22 protein-coding genes are annotated in these 24,679 nt (G+C 73.9%); 15 read left to right on the top strand and 7 right to left on the bottom strand.

Going from position 1 to position 24,679, the window contains the following annotated elements; genetic code table 11:
- Positions 1–365 precede the first annotated feature (365 nt).
- From QI554_RS34240 to QI554_RS34225, 4 genes are read left to right on the top strand one after another with little or no spacing between them, the layout of a single operon-like run.
- Entirely contained in the window at positions 366–1,667 is a 1,302-nt protein-coding gene (locus tag QI554_RS34240) for an ROK family protein (protein ID WP_343230841.1), read from the top strand.
- Positions 1,664–2,830: an N-acetylglucosamine-6-phosphate deacetylase gene (nagA, locus tag QI554_RS34235; RefSeq protein ID WP_281475783.1), complete on the top strand. Its 1,167-nt coding sequence runs from the start codon at positions 1,664–1,666 to the stop codon at positions 2,828–2,830. Before QI554_RS34240 ends, nagA begins: the two co-directional genes overlap by 4 nt.
- On the top strand, positions 2,830–3,963 hold the full coding sequence (locus QI554_RS34230) for a 1-phosphofructokinase family hexose kinase (protein ID WP_343230840.1): 1,134 nt from the start codon (positions 2,830–2,832) through the stop codon (positions 3,961–3,963). The genes nagA and QI554_RS34230 overlap by 1 nt, the downstream gene beginning before the upstream one ends.
- Positions 3,941–4,795: a class II fructose-bisphosphate aldolase gene (locus tag QI554_RS34225; protein WP_281475781.1), complete on the top strand. Its 855-nt coding sequence runs from the start codon at positions 3,941–3,943 to the stop codon at positions 4,793–4,795. Before QI554_RS34230 ends, QI554_RS34225 begins: the two co-directional genes overlap by 23 nt.
- A 279-nt stretch (positions 4,796–5,074) precedes the next feature.
- Here the strand turns inward: QI554_RS34225 and QI554_RS34220 are convergent, their stop codons facing one another.
- Both QI554_RS34220 and QI554_RS34215 read right to left on the bottom strand, forming a co-directional pair.
- Complete coding sequence (locus tag QI554_RS34220; RefSeq protein ID WP_281475780.1) at positions 5,075–5,380, bottom strand: type II toxin-antitoxin system PemK/MazF family toxin; 306 nt, start codon at positions 5,378–5,380, stop codon at positions 5,075–5,077.
- Entirely contained in the window at positions 5,377–5,583 is a 207-nt protein-coding gene (locus tag QI554_RS34215) for a hypothetical protein (RefSeq protein ID WP_281475778.1), read from the bottom strand. The genes QI554_RS34220 and QI554_RS34215 overlap by 4 nt, the downstream gene beginning before the upstream one ends.
- A gap of 111 nt (positions 5,584–5,694) precedes the next feature.
- Here QI554_RS34215 and QI554_RS34210 point away from each other — a divergent pair, with 111 nt between their 5' ends.
- The 4 genes from QI554_RS34210 to QI554_RS34195 all read left to right on the top strand — a co-directional run bounded on the left by QI554_RS34210 (position 5,695) and on the right by QI554_RS34195 (position 12,838).
- The gene (locus QI554_RS34210) at positions 5,695–6,486 is read left to right on the top strand and encodes an HAD family hydrolase (protein ID WP_281475776.1); all 792 of its coding nucleotides are present in this window, start codon (positions 5,695–5,697) and stop codon (positions 6,484–6,486) included.
- Positions 6,483–8,888 carry a glycoside hydrolase family 65 protein gene (locus QI554_RS34205; RefSeq protein WP_281475774.1) on the top strand — a complete coding sequence of 802 codons (2,406 nt, stop codon included), beginning with the start codon at positions 6,483–6,485 and terminating at the stop codon, positions 8,886–8,888. The genes QI554_RS34210 and QI554_RS34205 overlap by 4 nt, the downstream gene beginning before the upstream one ends.
- 167 nt (positions 8,889–9,055) lie before the next feature.
- The gene (locus QI554_RS34200; protein ID WP_281475772.1) at positions 9,056–11,854 is read left to right on the top strand and encodes a protein kinase domain-containing protein; all 2,799 of its coding nucleotides are present in this window, start codon (positions 9,056–9,058) and stop codon (positions 11,852–11,854) included.
- A 123-nt stretch (positions 11,855–11,977) separates the two neighbouring features.
- Complete coding sequence (locus QI554_RS34195; protein WP_281475770.1) at positions 11,978–12,838, top strand: SAM hydrolase/SAM-dependent halogenase family protein; 861 nt, start codon at positions 11,978–11,980, stop codon at positions 12,836–12,838.
- A gap of 31 nt (positions 12,839–12,869) precedes the next feature.
- Here the strand turns inward: QI554_RS34195 and QI554_RS34190 are convergent, their stop codons facing one another.
- From QI554_RS34190 to QI554_RS34180, 3 genes are all read right to left on the bottom strand, one after another.
- A complete protein-coding gene (locus QI554_RS34190; RefSeq protein ID WP_281475769.1) occupies positions 12,870–13,823 on the bottom strand; it encodes a carbohydrate-binding protein in 954 nt (317 codons plus the stop codon).
- Positions 13,824–14,105: 282 nt separating this feature from the next.
- Entirely contained in the window at positions 14,106–15,662 is a 1,557-nt protein-coding gene (locus QI554_RS34185; protein ID WP_281475768.1) for a diguanylate cyclase domain-containing protein, read from the bottom strand.
- Positions 15,663–15,917: 255 nt separating this feature from the next.
- Entirely contained in the window at positions 15,918–16,697 is a 780-nt protein-coding gene (locus tag QI554_RS34180) for a TetR/AcrR family transcriptional regulator (RefSeq protein ID WP_281475766.1), read from the bottom strand.
- A gap of 94 nt (positions 16,698–16,791) precedes the next feature.
- Between QI554_RS34180 and QI554_RS34175 the strand changes: the two genes are divergently transcribed.
- The 7 genes from QI554_RS34175 to QI554_RS34145 all read left to right on the top strand — a co-directional run bounded on the left by QI554_RS34175 (position 16,792) and on the right by QI554_RS34145 (position 22,674).
- Positions 16,792–17,379, top strand: coding sequence for a 2-oxoacid:ferredoxin oxidoreductase subunit gamma family protein (locus QI554_RS34175; RefSeq protein ID WP_281475765.1), 588 nt, complete (start codon positions 16,792–16,794; stop codon positions 17,377–17,379).
- A complete protein-coding gene (locus QI554_RS34170) occupies positions 17,376–17,621 on the top strand; it encodes a 4Fe-4S dicluster domain-containing protein (protein WP_281475764.1) in 246 nt (81 codons plus the stop codon). The genes QI554_RS34175 and QI554_RS34170 overlap by 4 nt, the downstream gene beginning before the upstream one ends.
- Entirely contained in the window at positions 17,618–18,790 is a 1,173-nt protein-coding gene (locus QI554_RS34165) for a thiamine pyrophosphate-binding protein (protein ID WP_281475762.1), read from the top strand. The genes QI554_RS34170 and QI554_RS34165 overlap by 4 nt, the downstream gene beginning before the upstream one ends.
- The gene (locus tag QI554_RS34160) at positions 18,787–19,647 is read left to right on the top strand and encodes a thiamine pyrophosphate-dependent enzyme (RefSeq protein WP_281475760.1); all 861 of its coding nucleotides are present in this window, start codon (positions 18,787–18,789) and stop codon (positions 19,645–19,647) included. The genes QI554_RS34165 and QI554_RS34160 overlap by 4 nt, the downstream gene beginning before the upstream one ends.
- A complete protein-coding gene (locus tag QI554_RS34155; protein WP_281475758.1) occupies positions 19,644–20,705 on the top strand; it encodes a D-2-hydroxyacid dehydrogenase in 1,062 nt (353 codons plus the stop codon). Before QI554_RS34160 ends, QI554_RS34155 begins: the two co-directional genes overlap by 4 nt.
- 24 nt (positions 20,706–20,729) lie before the next feature.
- Positions 20,730–21,053, top strand: coding sequence for a cupin domain-containing protein (locus QI554_RS34150; protein WP_281475756.1), 324 nt, complete (start codon positions 20,730–20,732; stop codon positions 21,051–21,053).
- 130 nt (positions 21,054–21,183) lie between these two features.
- Entirely contained in the window at positions 21,184–22,674 is a 1,491-nt protein-coding gene (locus tag QI554_RS34145) for a class I adenylate-forming enzyme family protein (protein ID WP_281475754.1), read from the top strand.
- 86 nt (positions 22,675–22,760) lie between these two features.
- Here the strand turns inward: QI554_RS34145 and QI554_RS34140 are convergent, their stop codons facing one another.
- Positions 22,761–24,476, bottom strand: a complete 1,716-nt coding sequence (locus QI554_RS34140) for a CHAP domain-containing protein (RefSeq protein ID WP_281475753.1) — start codon at positions 24,474–24,476, stop codon at positions 22,761–22,763.
- Entirely contained in the window at positions 24,473–24,646 is a 174-nt protein-coding gene (locus QI554_RS34135; protein WP_281475752.1) for a hypothetical protein, read from the bottom strand. The genes QI554_RS34140 and QI554_RS34135 overlap by 4 nt, the downstream gene beginning before the upstream one ends.
- Positions 24,647–24,679: the final 33 nt, after the last annotated feature.

The following is a 24,679-nucleotide window of genomic DNA, read 5'->3' as shown; positions in this document are numbered from 1 at the left end:
CGCCTGTGCGGGCAGCCCGCCTGCGCTCGGGCCCTCGTCGGATCGGGGTGGGGCGGGTCGCGGGGCCAACTCTTCAGGGGGTACCGTTCCGCAGCCGTGGCCGGACATCACACCGGTGCGGGCGCGGGTGGTGGCGGTCTCATCAGGGGCGGGCGCTCCCGCGGCGTGCGGTGTCCCTCGACCGTGGCCGGCCACCCCGCCGGGCCCTCCCGCACCGCACATCGCGACACCCGGCGCGCTCCCTCACGCGCCTCGACCATGGATACGGCCTGCCATCGCGCGGGCCCGACCGCCACCACCGAGGGAACCGGCCCGGCGAGAACGGCTTTTGCCGTACACGGCCGTGGCCGAAAGCAGGAGCACCAGTGAGCGCGTACGACGACCACAACCACCCGCACGCCGCCCCCGCGGACGGCGTCGAGCCGACCCGCACGGCGGCGGGCGCGGTTCCGCACTCTCCCGCCAACCCGTCGGCTCCCACGGGTGGATCGGCTGTGCCGCCGCGGGGCTCCGCGGCCGGCACCGGTTCGGAGGCGTCGTCCGCCGACGCCCAGGCCGAGGTCGGCGGCGAGTCGACCGCCGCGGGTCGAGATGTTCCGGCAGCCGCGTCGGCCGGCGGCGGCCCCATAACGTCACTCTCTGCCTCGTCGGCTCCGGCGAACCCGTCGGGGCCCACCGGCGGTTCGCCTGACCATGGGGCGGCCGTCAGTCCCGTCGGTGGTCCGGACGCGCGTGTGCGCGTCGGGGGTGACTGTGTCATCGCCCTGGACGTCGGCGGCACCATCATCAAGGGCGGGCTCGTCGCGCCCGGCGGTACGTTCCTTCACACCGAGCGTCGGGCCACCGGGCGTGAGGGCGGTCCCGAGGCGGTCACCGCTCGAATCGTCGACTTCGCGGACGACCTGCGCCGCACCGCGCTGGCGGAGGGTCTGAACCCGCGGGCCGTCGGGGTCGTCGTGCCCGGGATCGTCGACGCCGCAGCCGGCATCGCGGTCTGGTCGGCGAACCTGCGTTGGCGTGATCTGCCGCTGCGCGACCTGGTCGCCGAACGCACTGGGCTGCCCGTCGCGTTCGACCACGACGTCCGCGCAGGCGGGCTCGCCGAGGGGCGTCTCGGGGCCGCGAAGGGCTGTGCGAACTTCCTGTTCCTGCCACTCGGTACCGGCGTCGCGGGCGCGTTCGTCGTGGACGGCGTGCCGTACGCCGGTGCCCAAGGCCGGGCCGGCGAGATCGGCCACATCATCGTGCGCCCCGGCGGGACGCCGTGCGGCTGCGGCGCCCGCGGCTGCCTGGAGGCCGAGATCTCCGGTCCGGCGGTCGCCCGCCGCTACGCGGAGGCGGTGCCCGGCGGGCACGCGACCGCCGCCGAGGTGGCGGCCCGGGTGGGGGCGGGCGACCCGGTCGCGGCGCGGGTGTGGGAGGAGTCGGTGAGCGCGCTCGCCGACGGCCTGCTGATCGCGCTGGCGCTGCTCGACACCTCGCTCGTCGTCATCGGCGGCGGCCTGTCGCGGGCCGGCGAGACCTTGTTCACCCCTTTGCGCGAGGCGCTCGCCGCGCGTGCGACCGTCCAGTTCGTGCCGCGGATCGAGGCCGCGGCGCTCGGCGACGACGCCGGGTGCCACGGCGCGGCACTGCTGGCCTGGGACATCTTCGAGGTTGCCAGGTGATCCGTCAGACCCGATTCACTGGGGCCCGTGTGGTCCTGTCGTCCGGTGTGCTGGAGGGCGGCGAAGTGGCCGTGGCCGACGGCCTGATCACGGCGGTCGGTGGGCCCGGCTCGTTGCCGGAGACGCCTGGTGCGACGGTGCACGACCTGGGCGGGCGTTGGCTGGTGCCCGGGTTCGTGGACATGCATGTGCACGGGGGTGGCGGTGCGTCGTACACCGCGGGGGACGCCGACCAGGCGTTGCGGGTGGCGGCGTTCCACCGGGCGCACGGCACGACCACGACGATGGCTTCGCTGGTTACCGCGACGCAGGACGAACTCCTTCGTAGCGTCTCGGAGTTGGCGGGCCTGGTCGAGGACGGCGTGCTGGCGGGCGTGCACCTGGAGGGCCCGTATCTGAGCCGGGCCCGGTGCGGCGCGCACGATCCCGACCTGCTGCGGGAGCCCGACCGGGCCGAGGTCGACGCGTTGCTCAAGGCCGGGCGCGGGACGGTCCGCATGGTGACGTTGGCGCCCGAACTGCCGGGCGGTGTCGACCTCGTGCACCGTTTGGTGGACGCGGGTGTGCTGGCGGCCGTCGGCCACACCGACGGCACGCACCGCGAGACGCAGGCCGCGCTCGCGGCGGGTGCGAGCGTCGCGACGCACCTGTTCAACGCGATGCGCAGCGTGCACCACCGCGAACCGGGCCCGGTGACCGCGCTGTTGCAGGACAGCGATGTGGTGGTCGAGCTGATCAACGACGGCGTGCACCTGCATCCCGGCATCGTCAACCTGGCGTTCCAGGCGGCCGGTTCGTCGCGCGTCGCGTTCATCACCGACGCGATGGGCGCGGCCGGCATGCCTGACGGCACGTATCCGCTCGGCCCGATGACCGCCCGGGTCGAGGGCGGAATAGCGCGGCTCGCCGACGGCGACTCGATCGCGGGCAGCACGCTGACCCTGGACCGCGCGCTGCGGACCGCGGTGCGCGAGAACCACCTGCCGATCACGGACGTCGTCACCGCGTTGAGCGCGACCCCGGCGCGCGCGCTCGGCATCGCCGACAAGGTCGGCTCGATCGAGGCGGGCAAGCAGGCCGACCTGATCGTGCTGGACGAGGATCTGAAGGTGGACGCCGTGCTGTGGGGCGGGCGTTGGGTCGGCGACGGCCTGGACGCCTGATGATCCTCACGGTCACCCCCAATCCGGCGCTGGACGTCACGTATCACCTGGACGAGGTGGTCTGGGACGGCAGCAACCGCGTCGAGCGAATATCCGCGCGGGCGGGCGGCAAGGGGCTCAACGTCGCCCGCGTGCTGACCGCGCTGGGCATACCCGCCACCGTGCTGGGGCCGCTCGGCGGGCGGACCGGCGACGGGGTGCGCGAGGACCTCGCGCAGGCGGGCCCGCGCGACGCGACCGTGCCCGTCACCGGTGAGACGCGCCGCACGACGACCGTGGTGGACGCGGCGGCCGGCGAGACGACGGTCTTCAACGAGGCCGGCCCCGAGCTCAGTGCAGGCGAATGGGCCGCGCTGTGCGAGGCGTTCGACCGCCTGCTGCCGCAGGCGCACGCGGTCGCGTTGTGCGGGAGCCTGCCGCCGGGCGTGCCGACCGACGCGTACGCCGACCTGGTCCGCCGCGCCCGCGACGCGGGTGTGCCGGTGCTCCTGGACACGTCGGGCCCGGCCCTGCACGCGGGCCTGGCCGCGGGCCCCGACCTGGTCAAGCCGAACGCCGACGAACTCCGTGAGGCCACCGGCGAGTCCGATCCGGCACGCGCCGTCGCCGCGCTCTCCGCCCAGCTGCGCGCGGCGGGCGGCGACGCGGTGGTGGCCTCCTTCGGTCCCGAGGGCCTGCTCGCCGCGACCGCCGCGGGCTGGTGGCGGGCCCGTCTCCCGTACGCCATCCAGGGCAATCCGACCGGCGCGGGCGACGCGGGTGTGGCCGCCCTCCTGGCCGGCCTCACCGCCGGACGCCCGTGGCCCGACCGCCTGGCCGAGGCCGTCGCGTGGTCCGCCTCGGCGGTCGCGGCGCCGGTGGCCGGCAGCGTCGACCGCACGACATACGTCACGGCCCGCGCCCACGTCCTGGTCGGCGCCGTCGAACCGCCCCACGGCCAACGGGATCCCGGGGCCGGGACACCGGGCCTGAACCTCCGGCCCGGCACCGCACAGCGCGGCGGAGCCGCCCAGGCGGGCGAGCCCGCCGCCAGCCTCTCCACCGCCCTGCGAGGCAAGGCCCCCGCCGAGCCCTCCGCCCCCGCACCCCAAACCCCCGAAGGGAACGGCCATGCCGCTCACGGTCACCGGTGACATCGTCGCGTCGGCACGCGAGGCCGGACGCGGGGCCGCCGCCTTCAACGCCATCACGCTCGAACACGCCGAGGCGATCGTCGCCGGCGCCGAGGCCGTCGGCCTCCCCGTCATCGTGGCGCTCAGCGAGAACGCGGTGCGGTTCCACGACGGTCGCCTGCGCCCGCTCGCCGACGCGTGCGCGGCGCTCGCCGACTCCGCGTCCGTCGCGGTGGGCCTGCACCTCGACCACGTCGTCTCCGAGGAGCTCCTGCTCGCGGTCGAGGGCACGGCGATCAGTTCGGTCATGTTCGACGCGTCGAAGCTGTCCTACGCGGACAACGTCGCCGCGACCCGCGCCGCCGCCGCATGGGCGCACGGCCGCGGCCTGTGGCTGGAGGCCGAGCTCGGCCAGGTCGGCGGGAAGGCCGGCGAGCCGGCACTCGACGCGCACGCGCCCGGCGCGCGGACGCGGCCCGACGAGGCCGTCGACTACGTCGCGGCGACCGGTGTCGACGCGCTGGCCGTCGCCGTCGGCAGCAGCCACGCCATGACGACCCGCACGGCGGCGCTCGACCACAACCTGATCGCCGAACTGCACGCGGCGGTCGCGGTGCCGCTGGTGCTGCACGGCTCGTCTGGCGTCCCGGACGACGAGCTGCGCGCGGCGACCGCGCACGGCATGACGAAGATCAACATAGGCACGGCGCTCAACCTCGCCTACACCGCCGCCCTGCGCGCCGAACTCGCCGCACACCCCGAGCGCACCGACCCGCGCCCCAGCCTGACCGCGGCCCGCCAGGCGATGGCGGACACCGTCGCGCACCTGCTCACCGTCGTCGCGAAGGGCTGACCCGACGGCGAAGGGAACCGAGAGGGCGAAGGAGCCATAGGGCGTGTCTGGGGGATCTCTTCGGATCAGCCCGCGTCGCGTGGTGCGTGCGCGCCGGGCCTGGCGGCCCTCCCGAGCGAGGCGCAGGACTTGGGAGGGCCGCCAGGCCCGGCTGCTCGTACTCGGTCGTACTCGCGAGGTCCTGCAACGCGGCGGAGCGAGCGCAGCGAGTGAGGAGGGCCGTCTAGGCCCGGATGCGTGCCACGCGGCGCGGGCCCGGAGAGATCCCCCAGGCACGCCCTAGAGCTCGAGGATCGCCCGCAGCGCGATCTCGACGCGCTCCATTGTGTCCGAGTCGACCCGCCCCAGCAGCTTGCCGTGGTCGAAGCGCGCCTGCCGGAAGCCGGCCACGTCCGGCACGCCGACGACGCCCTGCACGGGCTCCTCCAGCGGCACCGTGACCAGCGACTCGGGGAACGCGCCGGGCTCGTGGACGACGACGCACAACGCCTGCCCGTACATCGCGGTCACCTCGTCGGCCCCCACGACCAGCACGGTGCGCTCGCGTCCCACGGTCGGGATGCGCCAGACCTGACCGCGCCTCATCGCAGGTCCGTCTCTGCCGCGTGCAGCACGTCGTCCGGCGGCGGGGGCGGATGCCCCGCGTCGGCGACCTCGCGCATCGCGTCCATCAGCAGCGCCGAGCGCAGCGCCTTGACCACGTACGCCGTGATCTCGCCCCCTGACGCCTCGCCGACCGCGGTGACCAGCTCACCCGGCAGCGACAGCGTGACCTCAACGTCCGCCATGCCCGACCCTCCCCTTCCCCGAGGCTGGGGCCCACCGTAGCGGGTATCCGAGGCACGCCGAGTTGCCCCCGATCGGGGATGATCGCCCGCGCAAGGGGTAAGACGACGCCCATGTTGGGACTGCCGGACGCCATCCACGCCTTCCTCTTCGACCTCGACGGTGTGCTGACGCAGACCGCCAAGGTGCACGCCGCGGCCTGGAAGGACATGTTCGACGGCTTCCTGCGCGCCGAGGCCGAGCGCACGGGGACCCCGTTCGTGCCCTTCGACACGGGCGCGGACTACGACACCTACGTGGACGGCAGACCCCGACTGGACGGCACGCGCGAGTTCCTGGCCTCACGCGGCATCACGCTCCCGGAGGGCGCCCCGGACGACCCGCCCGGCACCCGCACCGTGCAGGGCCTGAGCAACCTCAAGAACGACACGGTGCTGCGCATGATCCGCGAGCAGGGCGTGGACGCCTACCCGGGCTCGCTGGCCTACGTGCGGCGCCTCGCCGAGCTCAACGCCCCGCGCGCGGTGGTGTCCTCCAGCGCCAACTGCCGCGACGTCCTGCACGCCGCCGGGTTCGACGGCATGTTCGAGGTGATCGTGGACGGGATCGTCGCCCAGCAGGAGCACCTGCCGGGCAAGCCGGCGCCCGACACCTTCCTGGCCGCGGCCCGCAAGCTCGGCTACGAGCCCGAGAACGCCGTGGTGTTCGAGGACGCGCTGGCGGGCGTCGCGTCGGGCCGGGCCGGCGGCTTCGGCCGGGTGGTCGGCGTGGACCGGGTCGGGCAGGCGGACGCGCTGCGCGCGCACGGCGCCGACGTGGTGGTCGCCGACCTGGCCGACCTGCTGGCCGACCCCGCGCAGGGGCCGGGCCCCTCGGGCAACGGAACGGATCGAGGTACGCGATGACCGCACACGACGCCTACACCGTCGACCCGTGGGGCCTGCACGAGCAGTCCCTGGACTTGGAGATGCTGGCCCGCGCCGAGTCGGTGTTCACGCTGTCCAACGGACACGTCGGGCTGCGCGCGAACCTCGACGAGGGCGAGCCGCACGGCCTGCCCGGCACCTACCTCAACGGCGTCTTCGAGCTGCGCCCGCTGCCGTACGCCGAGGCCGCCTACGGCCAGCCGGAGTCCGGCCAGAGCGTCATCAACGTCACCAACGGCAAGATCATCCGGCTGCTGGTCGACGACGAGCCGTTCGACCTGCGCTACGGCGACGTCAAGCAGCACGAGCGCCGCCTCGACTTCCGCGACGGCCTGCTGCGCCGCCGCGCCGTGTGGACGTCGCCGGCCGGCCGCACCGTCAAGGTCACCTCGACCCGGCTGGTGTCGCTGACCCAGCGCGCCGTCGCGGCGATCTCGTACGAGGTGGAGCCGGTCGACGGCCCGGCCCGCATCGTCCTGCAGTCCGAACTCGTCGCGAACGAGCAGCTGCCGTCGGCGAACGGCGACCCGCGCGCGTCCGCCGTGCTCGAGGCGCCGCTGGTCGCCGAGCAGCACTCGCACAACGGGACCAAGGCGGTCCTCGTCCACCAGACGCGGTTCAGCGGACTGCGGGTGGCGGCCTCCATGGACCACGTCGTCGAGTGCGACAACCAGTACCTCGGCGAGATCGAGACCGAGGAGGACCAGGCCCGCTACAGCGTCACGACCGTCCTGAAGGCCGGCGAGAAGCTGCGGCTGATCAAGTTCATCGCGTACGGCTGGTCGGCCGCCCGCTCGCTGCCGGCCGTCCGCGACCAGGTCGCCGCCGCGCTCACCGCCGCCCGCTTCACCGGCTGGGACGGCCTGGTCGAGGAGCAGCGCCAGTACCTCGCGGACTTCTGGGAGCACTCCGACATCGAGATCGACGGCGACGTCGAGCTCCAGCAGGCCGTCCGGTTCGCGCTGTTCCACGTGCTGCAGGCGGGCGCGCGGACCGAGGAGCGGGCGATCCCGGCGAAGGGCCTGACCGGGCCCGGCTACGACGGGCACTGCTTCTGGGACACCGAGACGTTCGTGCTGCCGGTGCTCACCTACTGCCTGCCCGAGGCCGTCGCCCAAGCGCTGCGCTGGCGGCACGCCACGCTGCCGATGGCGCGTGAGCGGGCCGCGCAACTGGGCCTGGCCGGCGCGGTGTTCCCGTGGCGCACGATCCGCGGCGAGGAGTGCTCCGGGTACTGGCCGGCCGGCACCGCCGCGTTCCACATCGGCGCCGACATCGCGCGCGCCGTCGAACGCTACGTGCGGGCCACCGGCGACACCGACTTCGAACGCGACTTCGGCATGGAGATCCTGGTCGAGACCGCCCGCATGTGGCGCTCGCTGGGCCACCACGACGCCGAGGGCCGGTTCCGCATCGACGGCGTGACCGGGCCCGACGAGTACAGCTCGATCGCGGACAACAACGTCTACACGAACCTCATGGCGCAGGCGAACCTGCGCGCCGCCGCCGACTCCGCGACCCGGCACCTGCACGAGGCGGCCCGACTCGGCGTCGACACCGAGGAGATGGCGCAGTGGCGGGACGCCGCCTCCGCGATGTTCATCCCGTACGACGAGAAGCTGGGCGTCCACCCGCAGGCCGAGGGCTTCACCAACCACGAGATGTGGGACTTCGAGAACACGCCGCCCGACAAGTACCCGCTGCTGCTGCACTTCCCGTACTACGACCTGTACCGCAAGCAGGTCGTCAAGCAGGCCGACCTGGTGCTGGCCATGCAGGTGCGCGGCGACGCGTTCACCGCCGAGGAGAAGGCCCGCAACTTCGCGTACTACGAGCGCCTGACGGTCCGCGACTCGTCGCTGTCGGCGTGCACGCAGGCGGTCATCGCGGCCGAGGTCGGGCACCTGGACCTGGCGTACGACTACCTGGCCGAGGCCGCCCTGATGGACCTGCACGACCTGGGCGGCAACACCCGCGACGGCCTGCACATGGCGTCGCTCGCGGGCGCGTGCATCGCGCTGGTCGCGGGCTTCGGCGGGCTGCGCGACCACGACGAGGACCTGGTGTTCCGGCCGCGCCTGCCGTCCGGCCTCACGCGCGTGGCGTTCTCCATGCGGCTGCGCGGCAAGATCGTGCTGCGCACCGAGATCACCCGCGCGCAGGCCACCTACACGCTCCTCGAAGGCGACGCGATCAAGGTGGTGCAGGACGAGGAGGAACTGCTCGTGCTGCCGGGCAAGCCGCTCAGCCGCCCCATCCCGAGGCCGGTGCCGCTGGAGCGGCTCAGCCAGCCGCCCGGACGCGAACCGGCGCGCAGGCACGCCCAGTCCGGGCCGAGCCTGGCGTCCGGCGACCTGACGGAGGCCCACGAGCCCGAGTGACGGCCCGCCCCCGGGCCGCCGTGAGGGACCTCCGTCAGACCACCCCGCCGGGACGGCCCGCGACCGCCGGGCCGTCCCCGGCGCGTCGACCGCCGATACGCTGGCGGTCGTCCTCCGCCGGACCACACGCGCGAAGGAGGCGGACAGCCGAACGGGGATGGGTGGTCATGGAGGCGCTGCGCCCGGGGGATCCGCGGCAGCTCGGCCCGTACCGGTTGCGCGGTCGGCTCGGCGAGGGCGGCATGGGCGAGGTGTTCCTCGGCGTCTCCCCGTCGGGGCTGCGCGCCGCCGTGAAGACGGTGCGCCCCGAGTACGCGCACGACCCCGGGTTCCGCGACCGGTTCCGCCGCGAGGTCGCCGCCGCGCGGCGCGTCGACAGCGCGTGGACCGCGCCCATCGCGGAGGCCGACCCGGACTCCGACCCGCCGTGGCTGGCCACCGAGTTCCTGACCGGCATGCCGCTGTCCGAGGCGGTCGCCCGGTACGGCCCGCTGCCCGAGCGCGCCGTCCGCGTGCTGGCCGCGCAGCTGGTCGAGGCGCTCATGGCGATCCACCGCGCGGGCCTGGTGCACCGCGACCTCAAGCCGTCCAACGTGATCCTGGGCCGGGACCGGCCGCGCGTCATCGACTTCGGCATCTCGTACGCGGCGGACATGACGCACGCGCTGACCTCGCCCGGCGGCGCGGTGGGCTCGCCCGGCTACATGTCGCCCGAACAGGCCGGCGCGGCGGGCGAGGTGGACTACCGCAGCGACGTCTTCGCGCTCGGCGGGGTGCTGGCGTACGCGGCGACCGGCCGCGCGCCGTTCTCCGGCCCGGCGCACAGCCCGATCCAGCTGATGTACCGGATCATCCACGGCGAACCGGACCTCGACGGGGTTCCCGAGGGGCTGCGCGGCCTCGTCGTGGACTGCCTGGCCAAGGACCCCGCGGCGCGGCCCGCGCTGACCGACATCCTGCAGCGCACTGTCGGCGACGCGGACGTCGCGGCGGCCGCGGCGGGCGGCGCGTGGGTGCCCGCGGAGCTCGCCGCCGAGCTGATCCGACGTCAGAACGCGGACCCGATCGGCCCCGACCCGCTCGGCCCCGACGCGAACGGCGACGACGTCGCCACCGAGGCCCTCGACCCGGCCGCGGCGCCCACCGCGGCCGTCACGCCGCTCGCGGCCGTCGCGCCGACCGACGGCACGGTGCCGGCACCGCCGCCCGGCGTGACCGTGCCGCTCCCCGGACCCAGGCCCCCGGAGGCGCCGCCCACGACGCCGCCGACCGCCGCGCTGACGCAGGCGGCCACGGACGCCCCGGTCGTGATCGGCCCGCCCGGCACGGCCGCGGACGCGTCGGCGCGCGGCGGCCTGAGCCGCCGCACGCTGCTGGTCGGCGGCGCGGTCGTGGGCGTCGCGGCGGTGGGCGGTGCGGCCGGCTGGGCGCTGTCCGGCGGCTCGTCCGACAGCGGCCTGATAGCCGGCCGGTTCCCGCTCGGCCAGTTGCAGAACGCCGAGTCGGTCCTGGTGACGTCCGCCAAGCCGGACCGGAACCTGCTGGTCGTCGCGGCCGACGGCGCCGTGTCGAAGAACGGCTCGGTCGCGTCCGGTGTCGTCGCGATCGACCTGGACAAGGGTCAGCAGGCGTGGTCGCGCAGCCTGCGCGGCCGGTACGCCGGAGCACCGGTGGTCGGCCCGGACGCGGTCTACGTCGTGGCGTGGAGCGACGCCGCCAACAGCTACGACCAGACCAAGGCCCACACCCTCTACGCGCTCTCCCTCGCCGACGGAACCCCGCTGTGGCAGCAGGACTTCGCCACCACGAGCATGCACCTCGCGCGCGAGACCAAGGGCGGCGCGCTGTTCGTGTGCGTCGGGACCAAGTCCGGCTCCAGCAGCGACGCGGGAACCGCCCAGATCCTGGCCCTCGACCCGCGCACCGGCGCCACGAAGTGGCGGGCCGCGCCCGGCTCGAACACGCCGGAGATGCAGATCCCCTGGTACGACGACGCCACCAAGACGCTCGTCGTCGCCTGCCAGCCCCCGACCGGCTCCTACGGCAACGCCTACGCCGCGGTGTACGCCCTCGACGCGGCCAACGGCGACACGCGGTGGACCTGGAGCGCGGCCAAGGAGCAGTGGTGCGCCTCGCCCGCGGTCTTGAACGGCAAGGCCTTCCTGCGGTGCAGCACCTCGTCCTCGTCGTCGGCCTACGCCGAGAACCGCACGCTGACCGCCCTCGACCTCGGCAAGGCCGCGGACCACAAGCCCGTGTGGCGGACCACCGACCTGCCCGCCGGCTGGGGCCCTTCGGTGCCCAGGACGGACGCCGCGACCGGCTACGTCCTCGTGGTGACCTCGGGCAGCGACTCCGAGAAGACCTCCGCGTGGGTGCAGGCGTTCGACGCCACCACGGGCGGCCTGCGGTGGCAGTTCGCGCCGCAGGAGCGGAACGCGAGCGACATCGTCGTCTCCGGCGACGCCGCGTACGTCGCCTGCACGCCGACCAGCCAGCAGTCCGGCACCGTCCCGCGCGGGTCCGGCACCGCGTCGCCCACCGCCACGCCGTCCGCGCCCGAGGGCGGCTTCAAGCGGACCGGCCGGGTCTACGCGGTCGACGTCCGCACCGGCGCCCCGCTGTGGACGTTCGAGACCGGGGGCACCGGCTGGCTGTCCGAACCGCAGGTCGTCGACGACGTGGTGTGCGTCGGCATGTCGGACGGCGACGGCAAGAACGGCGCGGTCCTCGGCGTCGACGCGAAGACCGGCAGGCTCCGGTGGCGCTTCAACGCGCGGCTCCCGCAGATCTCCGGACTGACCGGCGACGACGACGAGTTGCACGTCGTCGCGGCCACCGACCAGGACGCCGAGGCGGCGACCGCGATCGCCTACTCGCTGCGCCCGAAGGCCACCAAGGGCGCGGACGCACCGGCCGACCCGAGCACCGGCACGCCGTCGAACGGGCCCTCACCCGCGAAGTGACGCCCGCGTCCGGCGGCGTGCGCGTGTCCGGGCTGCGTGCCTGATCCGGCAAGGTGCCCGGTCGGGGCCGCCGTTCCGGTGCGTCGCGCCCGACCGCCGCGCCCGCACACGTAGCGTGAGCGCATGCCGCGCATCTCGTTCCTGACCGACTACGGCCTCACCGACGGCTTCGTCGCGGCGTGCCACGGCGTCATCGCCCGCATCGCGCCCGCCGTTCCGGTGCTGGACATCACGCACGCCGTGCCGCCGGGCGACATCCGGCGCGGCGCGGTCGTGCTCGCGCAGACGCTGCCGTACCTGCCGCCCGGCGTGCACGTCGCCGTCGTCGACCCCGGCGTCGGCACCCTGCGGCGCGGCGTGCTCGTGCGGACCGCCGAACACCTAATGGTCGGGCCGGACAACGGGCTGCTGATGTGGGCGGCGGACGCGCTGGGCGGCGCGGTGGCGGCGTACGAGCTGACCGAGCGTGCGCTGATGCTGCCGCGCGTCTCCGCGACGTTCCACGGCCGCGACGTCTTCGCGCCGGTCGCCGCGCACCTCGCGCTGGGCACGCCGCCGCACAGCGTCGGGCCCCCCGTCCCGGTCGACGAACTGGTGCGGCTGCCCGAGCCGGTCGCCTATGTCGCCGACCGGCGCGCGCACGGCGAGGTGCTGGCGGTCGACCGGTTCGGCAACGTGCAGACGTCGCTCGACGCCGCACGGCTCGACGAGATCGGCGCGGCGCCCGGCACCGAACTGGCCGTGCGCACACCGCACGAGGACCGGCGCGTCGACTACGTAGGTACCTTCGGGCACGTGCCGCGCGGCACCCCCGCGGTGCTGGTCGACTCGTCCGACCGCGTCGCGCTGGTGTGCAACGGGGCCGATGCCGCGGCCCACTTCGACCTGGTGCCGGGCGACCTGCTGGTGATCGGGGTCGCCGCCGACGACGAGCGGGTCGAGGCGGACGCCGAGACCCCGGACACGACGGAGCCGGAGGGCTGAACCACGCCCTCCGGCTCCCGTGTCCGTGCGCCTACGAGGACTTGTTGGCGCCGACCCACATCTTGTCGACGGTCACGTTGCAGGAGTCACCCGGCTGGCAGGCCAGGGTGACCGTGTTCGGGCCCTCGTTGAGGTCGATCGTCCGGTAGGTGGTGTACCAGCTGTCCGGGCTGCCGGTGCCGTACAGGTTGATCTGCCCGTACTTGTTCGACCCGTTGGCGACGACGGTCATCGTCTTCTTGGGCCGGTTCGGCTGCCCGGAGGTGCTCGTCGGGTCCGGGTTCGCGTAGAGCACGTACAGCGAGTAGCTGCCCTTGGAGGGCGCGTCGAACGACACCGTGATCGACGCGCCGGGCTGCGTCAGGCCGGCGACGAAGCCGGACCCGCTGAACTTCTGCGCGTTGTTGGCCACGACCGCGCCGCCCGCGAGCTGGGCGGTCTCGGCCTCCGTCTCACCGAACTTGGTCGGCGCCGCGGAGGACGGCGGGGCGCTGCTCGGCGGCGCGCTCGACGCGGCGCTGCTGCCCGGAGGCGTGGACGGCGGCGGAGCGGCCTTCTTCTTGTCGTCGCCGCCCCCGTTCAGCGCCATCACGGCCGCGATCACCGCGATCACCACCACGATCGCGACGACGGCGCCGATCACCGGGCCGCGGCCGCCGCGCGAACCGCCGCTGCCGTGCCCGCCGCCTTCGCGGCGCTGCCCCGGGACCGCGGGCGGCTGCCCCGGTCCGCCCGGCTGCGCGGGCTGGTAGACCGTCTGCTGCTGGTCCGGGTGGACGCCCGGGACGGCCTGGGTCGCCTGGGCGTCGGGCGACGGGACGTATGGCGGCGGCGGCTGCCCGTACCTGGTCTGGCCGACCTGCACGTACGGCGACGTTCCGAACCCCGCAGGTGCGCTCTGGCTCCCGGCTGGCGCGTCACCCGGGCCGGGGCGGTAGAGGTAGCCGTACGGGTCGTCCGGCTCTCCCTCGTTACCCACCGTCATCGGGTTCTCGCCCTTCCTGTGAGACTGTGTGCGGCTGCACCGCCTGCCGCGCGAGGCCCGATCCCACTCGAGCCGGGCCGGGCTCCGACGACAGGCTGACGCATCACACTAACGGGCGACGGGCCCGAGGATGGCCACAGTCCATCGCCTGGACGACAAACGTCCGCCTGACGATTCCACCGGACGGCCCCAACCGCACGGCCCGACGACCCCGCCACCCCCGCGTCGCCACCCCCCGCCGCGACGCCGATACCGCCTGGTCACGTCGGCCGCCCGGCCCGCTCAACCGGCCCGCCGCTGGGCCCGCTCGCGGCCGCGTTTCTGCCGGTACATCCGCTCGTCGGCGACCCGCAGCAGATCGTCCGGCGTCATCGTGGAATCCGCCCACGCGATACCGAAGCTCGCACCGTCGAGCGGCACCGTCTCGCCCTCCGCACGGATCGGCACGGACAGCGCGCGGCGCAGCCGCACAGCCAGGTCGTGCGCCTCGTCCCGCCCTATCCCGTCGGCGAGGACGACGAACTCGTCGCCGCCGAGCCGGGCGACGGTGTCGCCTTCGCGGACGGCCGCAGTCAGCCGGCGGGCGACCTCGACCAGCACGACGTCGCCGATGTGGTGGCCGTACTCGTCGTTGATGCGCTTGAAGCCGTCCAGGTCGCAGAACAGCAGGGCGAGGCCCTTTCCGTCGCCCGCCACCGCGGCCGCCGTGCCGACCTCGACGGTGGCCAGATGGGCGGGCAGGTCGGCGAGCTGCGGCGCGCGCGTGAAGGTGGCGTCGAGGCGGGCGCGCAGCTCGCGGCCGTTGGGCAGCCCGGTCAGCGGGTCGTGGCTGGCCTGGTGCACGAGGGCCTGCTCGCGCAGCCTGCGGTCCTCGACGTCCTCCACGTGGGTGAGCAGGAAGCGCGGATTGCCGTCGCCGTCCCCGACGTGGGACGTGCGCAGCGACACCCAGCGGTACGTGCCGTCGCTGCGCGCCAACCGCAGTTCCGTGCAGCCCTCGACGGGCGCCGAGCCGCCCAGGTGCCCGGCGAGCAGGTCGCGGTCGTCCTGGTGGACGACGGCGGCCAGGCCGAGGCGGCGCAGCACGGGGGCGGGGTAGCCGAGCATGCGGCACAGCGCGTCGTTGGCGCGCAGGAGCCTGCCGCGGTCGTGGCCGCGGACCCCCGTCATGACCATGCCGCTGGGGGCGTACTCGAAGGCGTGGCGGAAGCTCTCCTCGCTGGCCCGCAAGGCGTGCTGCTCGTCCTCCAGGCGGGCGAGGGCGCGGACCATCTCGCTGCGCAGGCGGGCGTTGTCGACGGCGATGGCGGCCTGTGCGGCGAACATGCCGAGCACTTCGCAGCGCCACGGGCCGGGGCGGCGGCCGTCGACGGGCAGGTCGACGGACAGCACGCCGACCAGGTCGCCCTCGGGGGTGGTGAGCGGGGCGAGGAGCGCGTCGTACGGGTGCCAGGCGTCCGGGTGGTCGCTGATCGGGATGTCCGGCACCCAGCTGGGCACCCGGCCCGGGTCGGCGGGACCCTGACGGTGGTTCAGGAAGCGCAGCGGACCCCAGCGTTCGGCGCTGTCGAGGAGGCGTTCCCAGTCGGTGCGGGGGCCGATCTGGCCGGCCATGGCGGCGGCGAGGTCCTCGGACCCGGCGACCGCGGCGACCTCGAGGTCGCCGTCGGCACGGACCAGGTTGACCGCGGCGGCGCCGAAGCCCAGCCCGGAGACGACCCCGTCGGCGACCGCCTGCAGCGTGTCGCGCAGGTCGCGGGTGGCGTTCAGGTCCGCGACGACCCGGTAGAGGAGGCGCAGGGTCGCCAACCGGACGTGTGTTTCCGTCTCGGCGGTCATCGGTCTCCCCGAGCGTCGGCGACAGTGCTTCTGGGGTGGTTCTCTCGTTCGTCGGTGCTCTTGGCCGTGAGCATCTTCTGAACAGGTATCGGCCGATTCCAGGGAAACTGAATCACAGTGGGCTCAGAATCGGCGACGTACTGTCATCGATAGAGCCGATTCTGTGAGCTACCTCACGCGCACACTGTATCGGGCCACGCAAACCGTTTCGGTGGCGCCGTCGGGGGCGGACCCGTCACATCGACTGACTGAGCGTCAGGAAACTGGAACGCCCAGGCCGTTGCACGCGAAGCGGACGAGGTGGGCGGTCTCCGCCGGGGTGGGCGCGGTACGCGCGCGCAGGTGGTCGTGGAGGCAGGCCAGCGTGAGGCGGTAGACGGCGGTCGCGTCGGCGTCGGGATCGAGCCCGGGGGCGGTGGCGGGGTCGGTCGCGGTGTCGGCGGCCGGGTCGGCGTCGGGCGCGGCGGCCGGGTCGCCGACGGCCGGCCGCGCGGCCCGCTCGGCGTACGCCTGCCGCAGGACCTCGCGCAGCGGCTCCAGCATGGCCTCCGCGGACTGCCGCTGCTCGTCCGGGAACAGCTCCGCGAGCCGGTCCTGGTGGGCCAGGAAGGGCCGCGTGCGGGCGGCCGCGACGGGGTCGCCCGCCTGGGCCAGCACGCCCTCGATCCAGGCCCGCACCTGCCCGGCCGGGTGAGCGGCTCCGGCGATCCGCCGCCGCAGGTACTCGGCCATCCTGCGGCGCCCGTCGTCCAGCAGCGCGACCAGCAGCTCGTCCTTGGACCGGAAGTGCCGGTAGAAGGCCTGGTTGGACAGGCCGGCCTCGCGCAGGATCTCGCGCACCGTCGGGTCGAGGCTGCCGGTGCGCTCGACGACCCGGTACGTCGCGTCGACCAGGCGCTGCACCTCTTCGGTGTAGACCGCCCAGCGCGCGGCGAGCGGGCGGCGCACGGCCTCGCGGACCAGCCCGACGGGCGCCGGAGCGGCCTCACGCGCGTCGGCTCCGCGGCCGCCTGCCGTCCCGTCCTCGCCCGTCACCGGTCACGCCCCTTCCCGTTCAGAACACGCCACGCTACTGTTCAGAACAACGTTCTCATAGTTGTTGCAGTTGTTCCCAGCCCGGGAGGCGCGCGTGCAACGCGAGATCCTCTGGACCGGCATCGGCGGCCAGGGCGTCCAGCTCGGCACCGAACTGCTCGCCCACGCGGCGCTCGCCGAAGGCCGCCACGCGATGTTCTTCGGCTCGTACGGCGGCATGATGCGCGGCGGCAACTCCGAGACCACCCTGGTGCTCGGCGACGCCCCCGTGGAGTCCCCGCCGACCGTCGGGTCCGCCTGGTCGGCACTCGTCCTGCACCCGGCGCACGCGGCGGGCCCCCTCGCGCGGCTGCGGCCGGACGGCGTCCTCGTCCTCAACACGACGCTGTGCGTCGCCGCTTCGGACCACCCCGGGCCCGTCGTCCGGATCCCCGCCACCGAAATCGCCGCCGCCGCGGGGAGCACCAACGCGGTCACGATGGTCGCGCTCGGCGCCTACGCCGCCGCGACCGCGGTCGTCCGGCTCGACACGCTCGACGCGGTTCTGCCGGACGTGCTGCCGCCGTACCGCCACCGGCACCTCGCCGTGAACCGCGCCGCGCTGCGCGCCGGACACGCCGCCGCCCTACCGCTGGTCGACGCGTGGGCGGTCGAGCACACGCCCGAGGAGGCACCCGTATGACCGACAGCCTCGGCACCCTCGTCATCGACACCGAGGCGTGCAAAGGGTGCGAGCTGTGCATCGACGCGTGCCCGCCGCGCGTCCTGCGCATGACGACCGATCAGGTCAACGAACGCGGCTACCGCTACCCGCGGTTGCTGCCCGGCTGCATCGCCTGCAAGGCGTGCACCGCGATATGCCCCGACTTCGTCTTCCAGGTCTACCGGTACGAGCAGCCCCAGACGCACGAGGCCGGCGCATGACCGCCACCGCACACGCCGGCGCCCGCATCATGCCCGGCTCGGCCGCGATCGCCGAGGCCATGATCGCCGCCGGATGCCGGTTCTTCGCCGGATACCCCATGACCCCGTTCACCGAGGTCCTGGAGACCATGGCGGCACGGCTGCCCGACGTCGGCGGTGTGTGCGTCAACGCCGAGAGCGAGCTCGAAGCCGTCGGCATGGCGTGGGGCGCGGCCGCCACCGGCACCCCCGCCGCGACCGGTTCCACCGGGCAGGGCCTGTCGCTCATGCAGGAGTCGCTCGCCGAAATCGTGTACTCCAGGCTGCCGTTGGTCGTCCTCAACATGGCCCGCGCCCAGGGCGACTACTTCCAGGCCACCCGCGGTGGCGGCCACGGCGACTACCGGCACCTCGTCCTCGCGCCGTGCGGCGTCCCCGAGGCCGCCGAACTCACCCAGCTGGCCTTCCACCTGGCCGAGAAGTGGCGCGCGCCGGTACTGGTCATGGGCGACTACTACCTGGCGCACACCCACCAGTCCGTCTCCGTCACGCCGCTCGACTTCGGCCCCCTCCCGCCGCGCGACTGGGCGCTGGACGGCTCCACCGGAGGCACCGGCGCCGCCAAGCTCGTCTCGCCGCTCAGCGACGCCAAGCAGCGGCACGCCGCCGGACGCGCCGACGCCGGCTACGACCTCGCCGAGTTCTACCACCGGCACGTGGCCGCGATGGAACGCATGGTCACCGACGAACCACCGCGCCACGAGGCCGGGTTCACCGACGACGCCGAGCTCGTCGTGATCGCGTACGGCACCCCCGGCGGCTACGTGCGTCAGGCCGTGCGCGAACTGCGCGCCGAGGGACGGCGGATCGGCTGGCTGCGCCCGATCACCCTCGTGCCGTTCCCGTCCGACGTGGTCGCCGAGGCCGCCCGGCGCGCGGGCAGCGTCGCCGTCTACGAGAACAACCAGGGGCAGATGCTCGACGACGTGCGGCTCGCCGTCCTCGGCTCCGCCGACGTGCGCTTCATCGGCGGGCTCAGCCTCGACCCGTCCGGCTTCGGCATCGCGCCCGACCTCGACGTCGCGCTGCTCAAGCGGCGCATCGCCGATCTCCACGACGCCGTGACGGGTCGCCGACGCGGGCCGGAGCCCGAGCCGCCGCATCGCGAGCACCCGAGGAGCCGGCCGTGACCCCGCCCGAACCCGAACACCGCACCCGCCTACCGGTCTTCGTCGACACCGACGCCCCACCCGACGCCCCCGCACGGCTGTTGCACGACTTCACGCCCGCGCTCATCGACGTCGGCGCCCACCACCTGTGCCCCGGCTGCGGCGAGCCGATCGCGATGCGGTCGATGGTCGAGCAGGTCGACGAGCTCGGCGAAGTGTCCCGTGCCATCGCGGTGTTCGGCATCGGCTGCTACACCGCCTACTCCAACAACCTGGACATCGAGGTGCTCCAGGCGCTGCACGGCCGCGCCCCGTCGCTGGCCACCGGCGTCAAGCGCTGCCGCCCCGACACCCTCGTCTTCACCGTGCAGGGCGACGGCGACATGGTCAACGAGGGCCTGCAGGAGGTCCTGCACACCGCCGCACGCGGCGAGAACGTCACCTGCTTCATGCTCAACAACGGCGTCTTCGGCGAGACCGGCGGCCACATGACCGCCGCCACCGTCCTGGGCCAACGCACCAAGAACACCCTGGAGGGCCGGGACGCGGCGCGGCACGGCCACCCCATCCGGCTCGCCGAACTCGTCGCGGCGCTCGACGGCGCCGCCTACGTCGCCCGCGGCGCGGTCAACAACGCCGTCAACATCACCCGCACCAACCGCATGATCAAGGACGCCTTCCGCACCCAACGCGAAGGTCTGGGCTTCTCGTTCGTCGAGATCCTCACCATGTGCCCCACCGGCTGGTTCGTCGACACCGTCGACGCCCCCGGCTACCTCGACAGCGCGCTCGCCGCCACGCACCGCCCCGGCGTCCTCAAAGACGCCCGCAAGGGACTCGAGTTCCGCACCCCCGCGCCGAAAGGAAGCACCACATGAACCCCCTGGTCGTCGGCATCATGTACCCGCCGCGCTGGGACATCAGACCCGCCGAGGCCTACCGGGCCGACCTCGCCGCGCTGCGCGCGCTCGACCCGCGCGTCGAGATCGTCGACTGCCGGTACGTCGAGGACGACGCGCTGCGCACCGCCCGCGGCCGCCCCGGCTCCGCGGCCGACCCCGGACTGCGCGCCCTCGCCCCGGAACTGACCGAGGATCAGCGGGCGGCGCTGGCACGGATCGAGGTCGCGCTGGTCGCCGACCTTCCGTTCGACGTCGCCGACGCCGCGCCCCGGCTCCGCTGGGTGCAGAGCGTCGCGGCCGGCAACGGCCAACTGGTCTCGGCGGGCCTGCCGACGCCGCGCGTCGCCGCCACCACCGCCGCGGGCGTCAACGGCGTCCCGATCGCCGAGTTCGCGTTCGCCCGCCTGCTCGCCCACTTCAAGGGGCACCGCGAGCTCGACGAACGGCAGCGCGAGCACCGTTGGAAGGCGGTCTTCGGGACGCTGGTCTCCGGGCGCACGCTCGGCCTGGTCGGCGTCGGCGGCATCGGGGGCGAGATCGCCAAGCGGGCCCAGGCGTTCGGCATGACCGTGTACGCGACGCGGCGCCGCACGGACGTCCCCGCGCCGAACGTCGACCGGCTGTTCCGCCCCGAGGACCTGCACGACATGCTCGGCCGCTGCGACGCCGTCGTCTCCGCCGCGCCCGAGACCGCCGAGACCGTCGACACCATGGACGCCGCGGCCTTCGCCGCCATGCGCCCCGGCGCGTTCTACTGCAACGTCGGCCGAGGCTCGTTCGTCGTCGAGGACGACCTGATCAAGGCGCTGGAGAGCGGCCGCCTCGGCGCCGCCGCGCTGGACGTCGCCCGCACCGAGCCGCTGCCCGCCGACGACCCGCTGTGGGACGCCCCCAACCTCTACCTGTCCGCGCACTGCTCCAGCGACGCCCGCGACCACTTCACCGGCGTGTTCCGGCTCTTCCGCGAGAACCTCGCGCGGTACCTCGCCGGCGAACCGCTCCGCAACACCGTCGACCCGACCGCCGGCTACTAGCCGGCCCACACAGAGGAGGCCCGTATGACAGCGGAACGCGAACTCGGCGGCATCGGCAGCAAGGTCCTGTTCGAGGACGACCGGGTCCGCATCTGGGAGCTGGCCCTCGCCCCCGGCGAGCGCAGCGACGTCCACCGCCACGACCTGGACTACTACCTCGTGCAGGTGGCCGGGGACCGCATCGCCGTCGAGCCCGAGCCGGACAGCGAGGGCGAGTTCAAGGAGTTCTTCGCCGCCGACGTCGTGCCCGGCGTGGTCGTGCCCATGAAGCGCGGCGGCGTCGAGACCGCGGTCAACGTCGGCGACCGGCCGTACTACGAGATCATCGTCGAACTCAAGGACGCCTGACCGCCAGGTGATCGATCACGCGTGCGCGCGGCTCTTCCCAGTGCGCGGCCAGGCGCTTAGCGTACGTGCGTCAGTGCACGACGACGGTGCACGGCATGCACGGCAACGGGGCGTGACCAGGGAGGTTCGGGTGGGGCAGGGACTCGTCATCGGGGAGATATTCGCGGGCGCGGCCCGTGCCGTCCCCGGCCGCGCCGCCGCGATCCTCGGCGACCGGAGCGTCACGTTCGCCGAGCTGGCCGCGGGCGGCGACCGCGCCGCGCGGGCGCTGCTCGCGCACGGCGTCGGGCCGGGCGACCGCGTGGTCTGCTGGAACGCGACGTCCCTCGACATCCTGCCGGTCTTCGCGGCCCTCGCCCGGATCGGCGCCGTGTACGTGCCGGTCGGCCCCGCGCTGCCCGCCGACGAGGCCGAGGCCCTGGCCCGCGCGGCCAAGCCCGCGCTGCTGCTCGGCGACGGACGGGTGGACGGCGCCAGGGTCGCCGAGCGGATCGGCGTCCCGTACCTCGCGCTCGCCGACCTGACCGCCGCGGCCGACGCCGAGTCCGCCGACCCGCCGGAGACGCCGGAGCCCGCGGAGACCGACCCGCACGCCATCTTCTTCACCTCCGGCAGCACCGGGAAGCCGAAGGGCGTCGTGCTGTCGCACCGCGTGAACGTGCTGCGCAGCCACCCCGGTTCGCAGCTCGAACCGCGTGGCGCGATGGTGTGCGTCTACCCGCTCTTCCACATGGGCGCGTGGACGATCGCGCTCCAGCAGTGGCAGGCGCGCGACACGCTGATCCTCGTCCCGCAGACCGACGGCGCGTCGATCGTCGCCGCGGTGCGCGAGCACTCCGCGACCCGGCTCAACTGTGTCCCGGCGGTGTGGGAGCGCGTGCTGTCGGCGCTCGCCGAGGAGGAGGCGACCGACTCGGGACCCGGCACGCTGCCGAGCCTGCGGTTCGCCGACTCCGGCACGTCCGCGACCGTCCCCGAGCTGCTGCAGGGCATCGCCAAGGCCGCGCCGAACGCCACCCTGCGGGTGTTCTACGGCTCCACCGAGGCCGGCAACGTCACCTCGCTCGACGGCGCCGACGTGCTGCGCAAGCCGGGCAGCTGCGGCGTCCCGAGCGTCTTCCAGCACCTGGCGCTCGATCCCGAGGGCGAGCTGTGCGTCCGCGGACCGCTGCTGTTCGACGGCTACTTCGACGACCCCGAGGCGACCGCCGCCGCCCTCCAGAACGGCTGGTACCGCACCGGCGACATCGCCGTCACCGACGACGAGGGCTACCTGAGCATCTCGGGCCGCTCCCGCGACCTGATCCGCACCGGCGGCGAAAGCGTCGCCCCCAGCGAGGTCGAGCGCGTGCTGGCCGCCATCGAGGGCGTCCGCGACGTCGCGGTCATCGGGCTGCCGGACACCACGTGGGGCGAGGTCGTGTGCGCCGTCGTCGTGCCTGACGACCCGTCCTCGATCCCCGGCCCCTCCGCCATCCGCGCCGGCTGCGAGGGCCGCCTGGCCGGCCACAAGCACCCGCGCCGGGTCTTCTACGCCGACGCCCTCCCCCGCACCCCGGCCACCGGGCAGATCCAGCGCAAGCAACTCGTCGACGAGATCCTCTCGGCCCGCGCGAGCTGATCCACAACTCTTCTCGGCGCGCGAGCTGACCAACGACCGCCGTGGGGCACGGCTACCGAACAGCCGTGCCCCACAGCACGTTTCACTCACACGACCTGGAACCCGTGCGCCGCGCCGAGCCGCGCCAGGCTGTCGTTCCCGGGGATCCCGTCCGCGTCCCCGCCCGCATACCCGAGCCGCCGCTGCCACGCGGCGTACGCGGCAAGGGTCTTGGTCCCGTACGAGCCGTCCGCGTACCGCGCGTCGAGCAACCCCTCGGCCACCAGGGCACGTTCGACCAGCAACGTCCCCGCCCGGTACGCCATCGGCGTCCCCGGCGCGGGCGCGTCCGCCCTGGCCGCCGCCTGCAACCGCGCCAACGACACCTGCTCCACCTGCGGCGGAGCAGCCGGCCCGCCACCCCACGCCGGATCGGCCGAGGTGATCCCCCCGGGATACGCCGGATACCCGTACGCGAACACGTACGGATCCCGCCGCAACCGCTTCTTGAAGTAGACCCCGTCCCCCTCCGCCGAACCGGTCTGGTTCGTGTTGTGCGTCGGGATGAAGTCGTCCGTGACGTACAGGTGCGAGGGTGCCGAGACCCTGATGCACTGCACCTCGTCGTCCCGCAGGTACTCGACGCTGACAACCCTGCGGTGCCAGGCGCCGGACCGCGGCCTGAACCGCTCCGCTTTGCGCGGGACGGCGAAGGGGTTGTGGAACGGCATGTCGATGTTCTGGAGCCGACAGGCGGGTGGCACGCACGCTGCGTTCGCCTCGGTCTTGAGCGATGTGTGCCCGCCCAGGGAACGGACGACTTCCCCGACGTCCTCGGCCAGCGGCGCACAGCAACTGCCGAAATCGATACGGCCGGCAGCATCGATGTCGCCGCCGGTGTCCATCAGACCCCGCAGCAGTTCGAGACGGTCCTTCACCGTCGCCCGCTTGTACTGCTCGGGGATGAACACTTCCCGAGCCGTCTTACCCCACAGCCCGAGTCCCCCGAGCGCCGCAGAGGCCTCGGCGTCGAGGTCGGTCAGGTGCGGTCCGACGCCGCTCATTCGCCCCTCGCCGATGAGCGCGCCCAGCAGGTACGGCGGCAGCGGGAGCGGCTCGTCCACGAGGTACTCGACCGGCTGGATCTGCGGCAACCGGACCCGCATATTCGGACTGGCCACCACCCTGGCGAGTTCGGCTGTCGTGACCGTGCGCGGTTTGCGCGCGTCGATCTCGACGCCCCACAGGTGCTCGTCGCACGCTTCGGTGGTGGAGCCGTCCTGCAGCGTGACGCGGTAGACCTTGCGGGTGCCCTTGGGGAACACCCCCGTGACCGTGGATGGCATCCCGGCCGGATCCACGACATCGTCCCCCACCGCGATGTCGCCCATGCGCACGTAACCGCGCGGGGTGAGAACGGCCGCGTCCAGCGGCTGGGCATTGCCTTCGACCGTGTAGATGTACGTGGCGTCGTAGGCGTAGACGACGCCGGTGTGGTGGCCGCCGTCGCCGAGTTCGCCGCCTACGCCGTAGAAGACCTGGGCGCCGACGGCAGGGTAGTCGGAGCCGCGGCCGCGGCGGCGGAACCAGTCCAGACCCTCGCCGCAGGAGGCCGTGCGGGGGAACAGGTCGGCGGCGTCGCCCGTCATGGCGCACCAGGAGACGAACGTCGCGCACCAGGGCTCGCCGTTCGACCAGGCCAGGCCCGGGACTTCCTCGCTGTACTTCTGGATGTTGTTCCAGTGCCCCGACGGGGACATTCCTTCGTGGTAACCGACTTCGCCGCGTGCGGCGCCGATGACGGATTCGGCCGACGGGCTCACGGCGTCGCCCCCTCGGCCGGTTCGAGCAGGGACTCGTCGAGCGGGACGTCCGGCATTCCGGACTCGTGCGCGCGGCCGGTGGTCACGGCCAGGTCGGCCGCCTCACCGGGATCGCCGGCGGCCTCGGCGTACTGGTCGCCTGGGTTCATGGATTCGACAGGACTGGTCACACCCGGGTCCTCCCGTGCGTTACGGCATGGACG

Source organism: Yinghuangia seranimata, from assembly GCF_029953285.1.
GTDB lineage: Bacteria > Actinomycetota > Actinomycetes > Streptomycetales > Streptomycetaceae > Yinghuangia > Yinghuangia seranimata.
The sequence above is the reverse complement of the archived record's forward strand: the minus strand, read 5'-3'. Positions and strand labels throughout refer to the sequence as shown.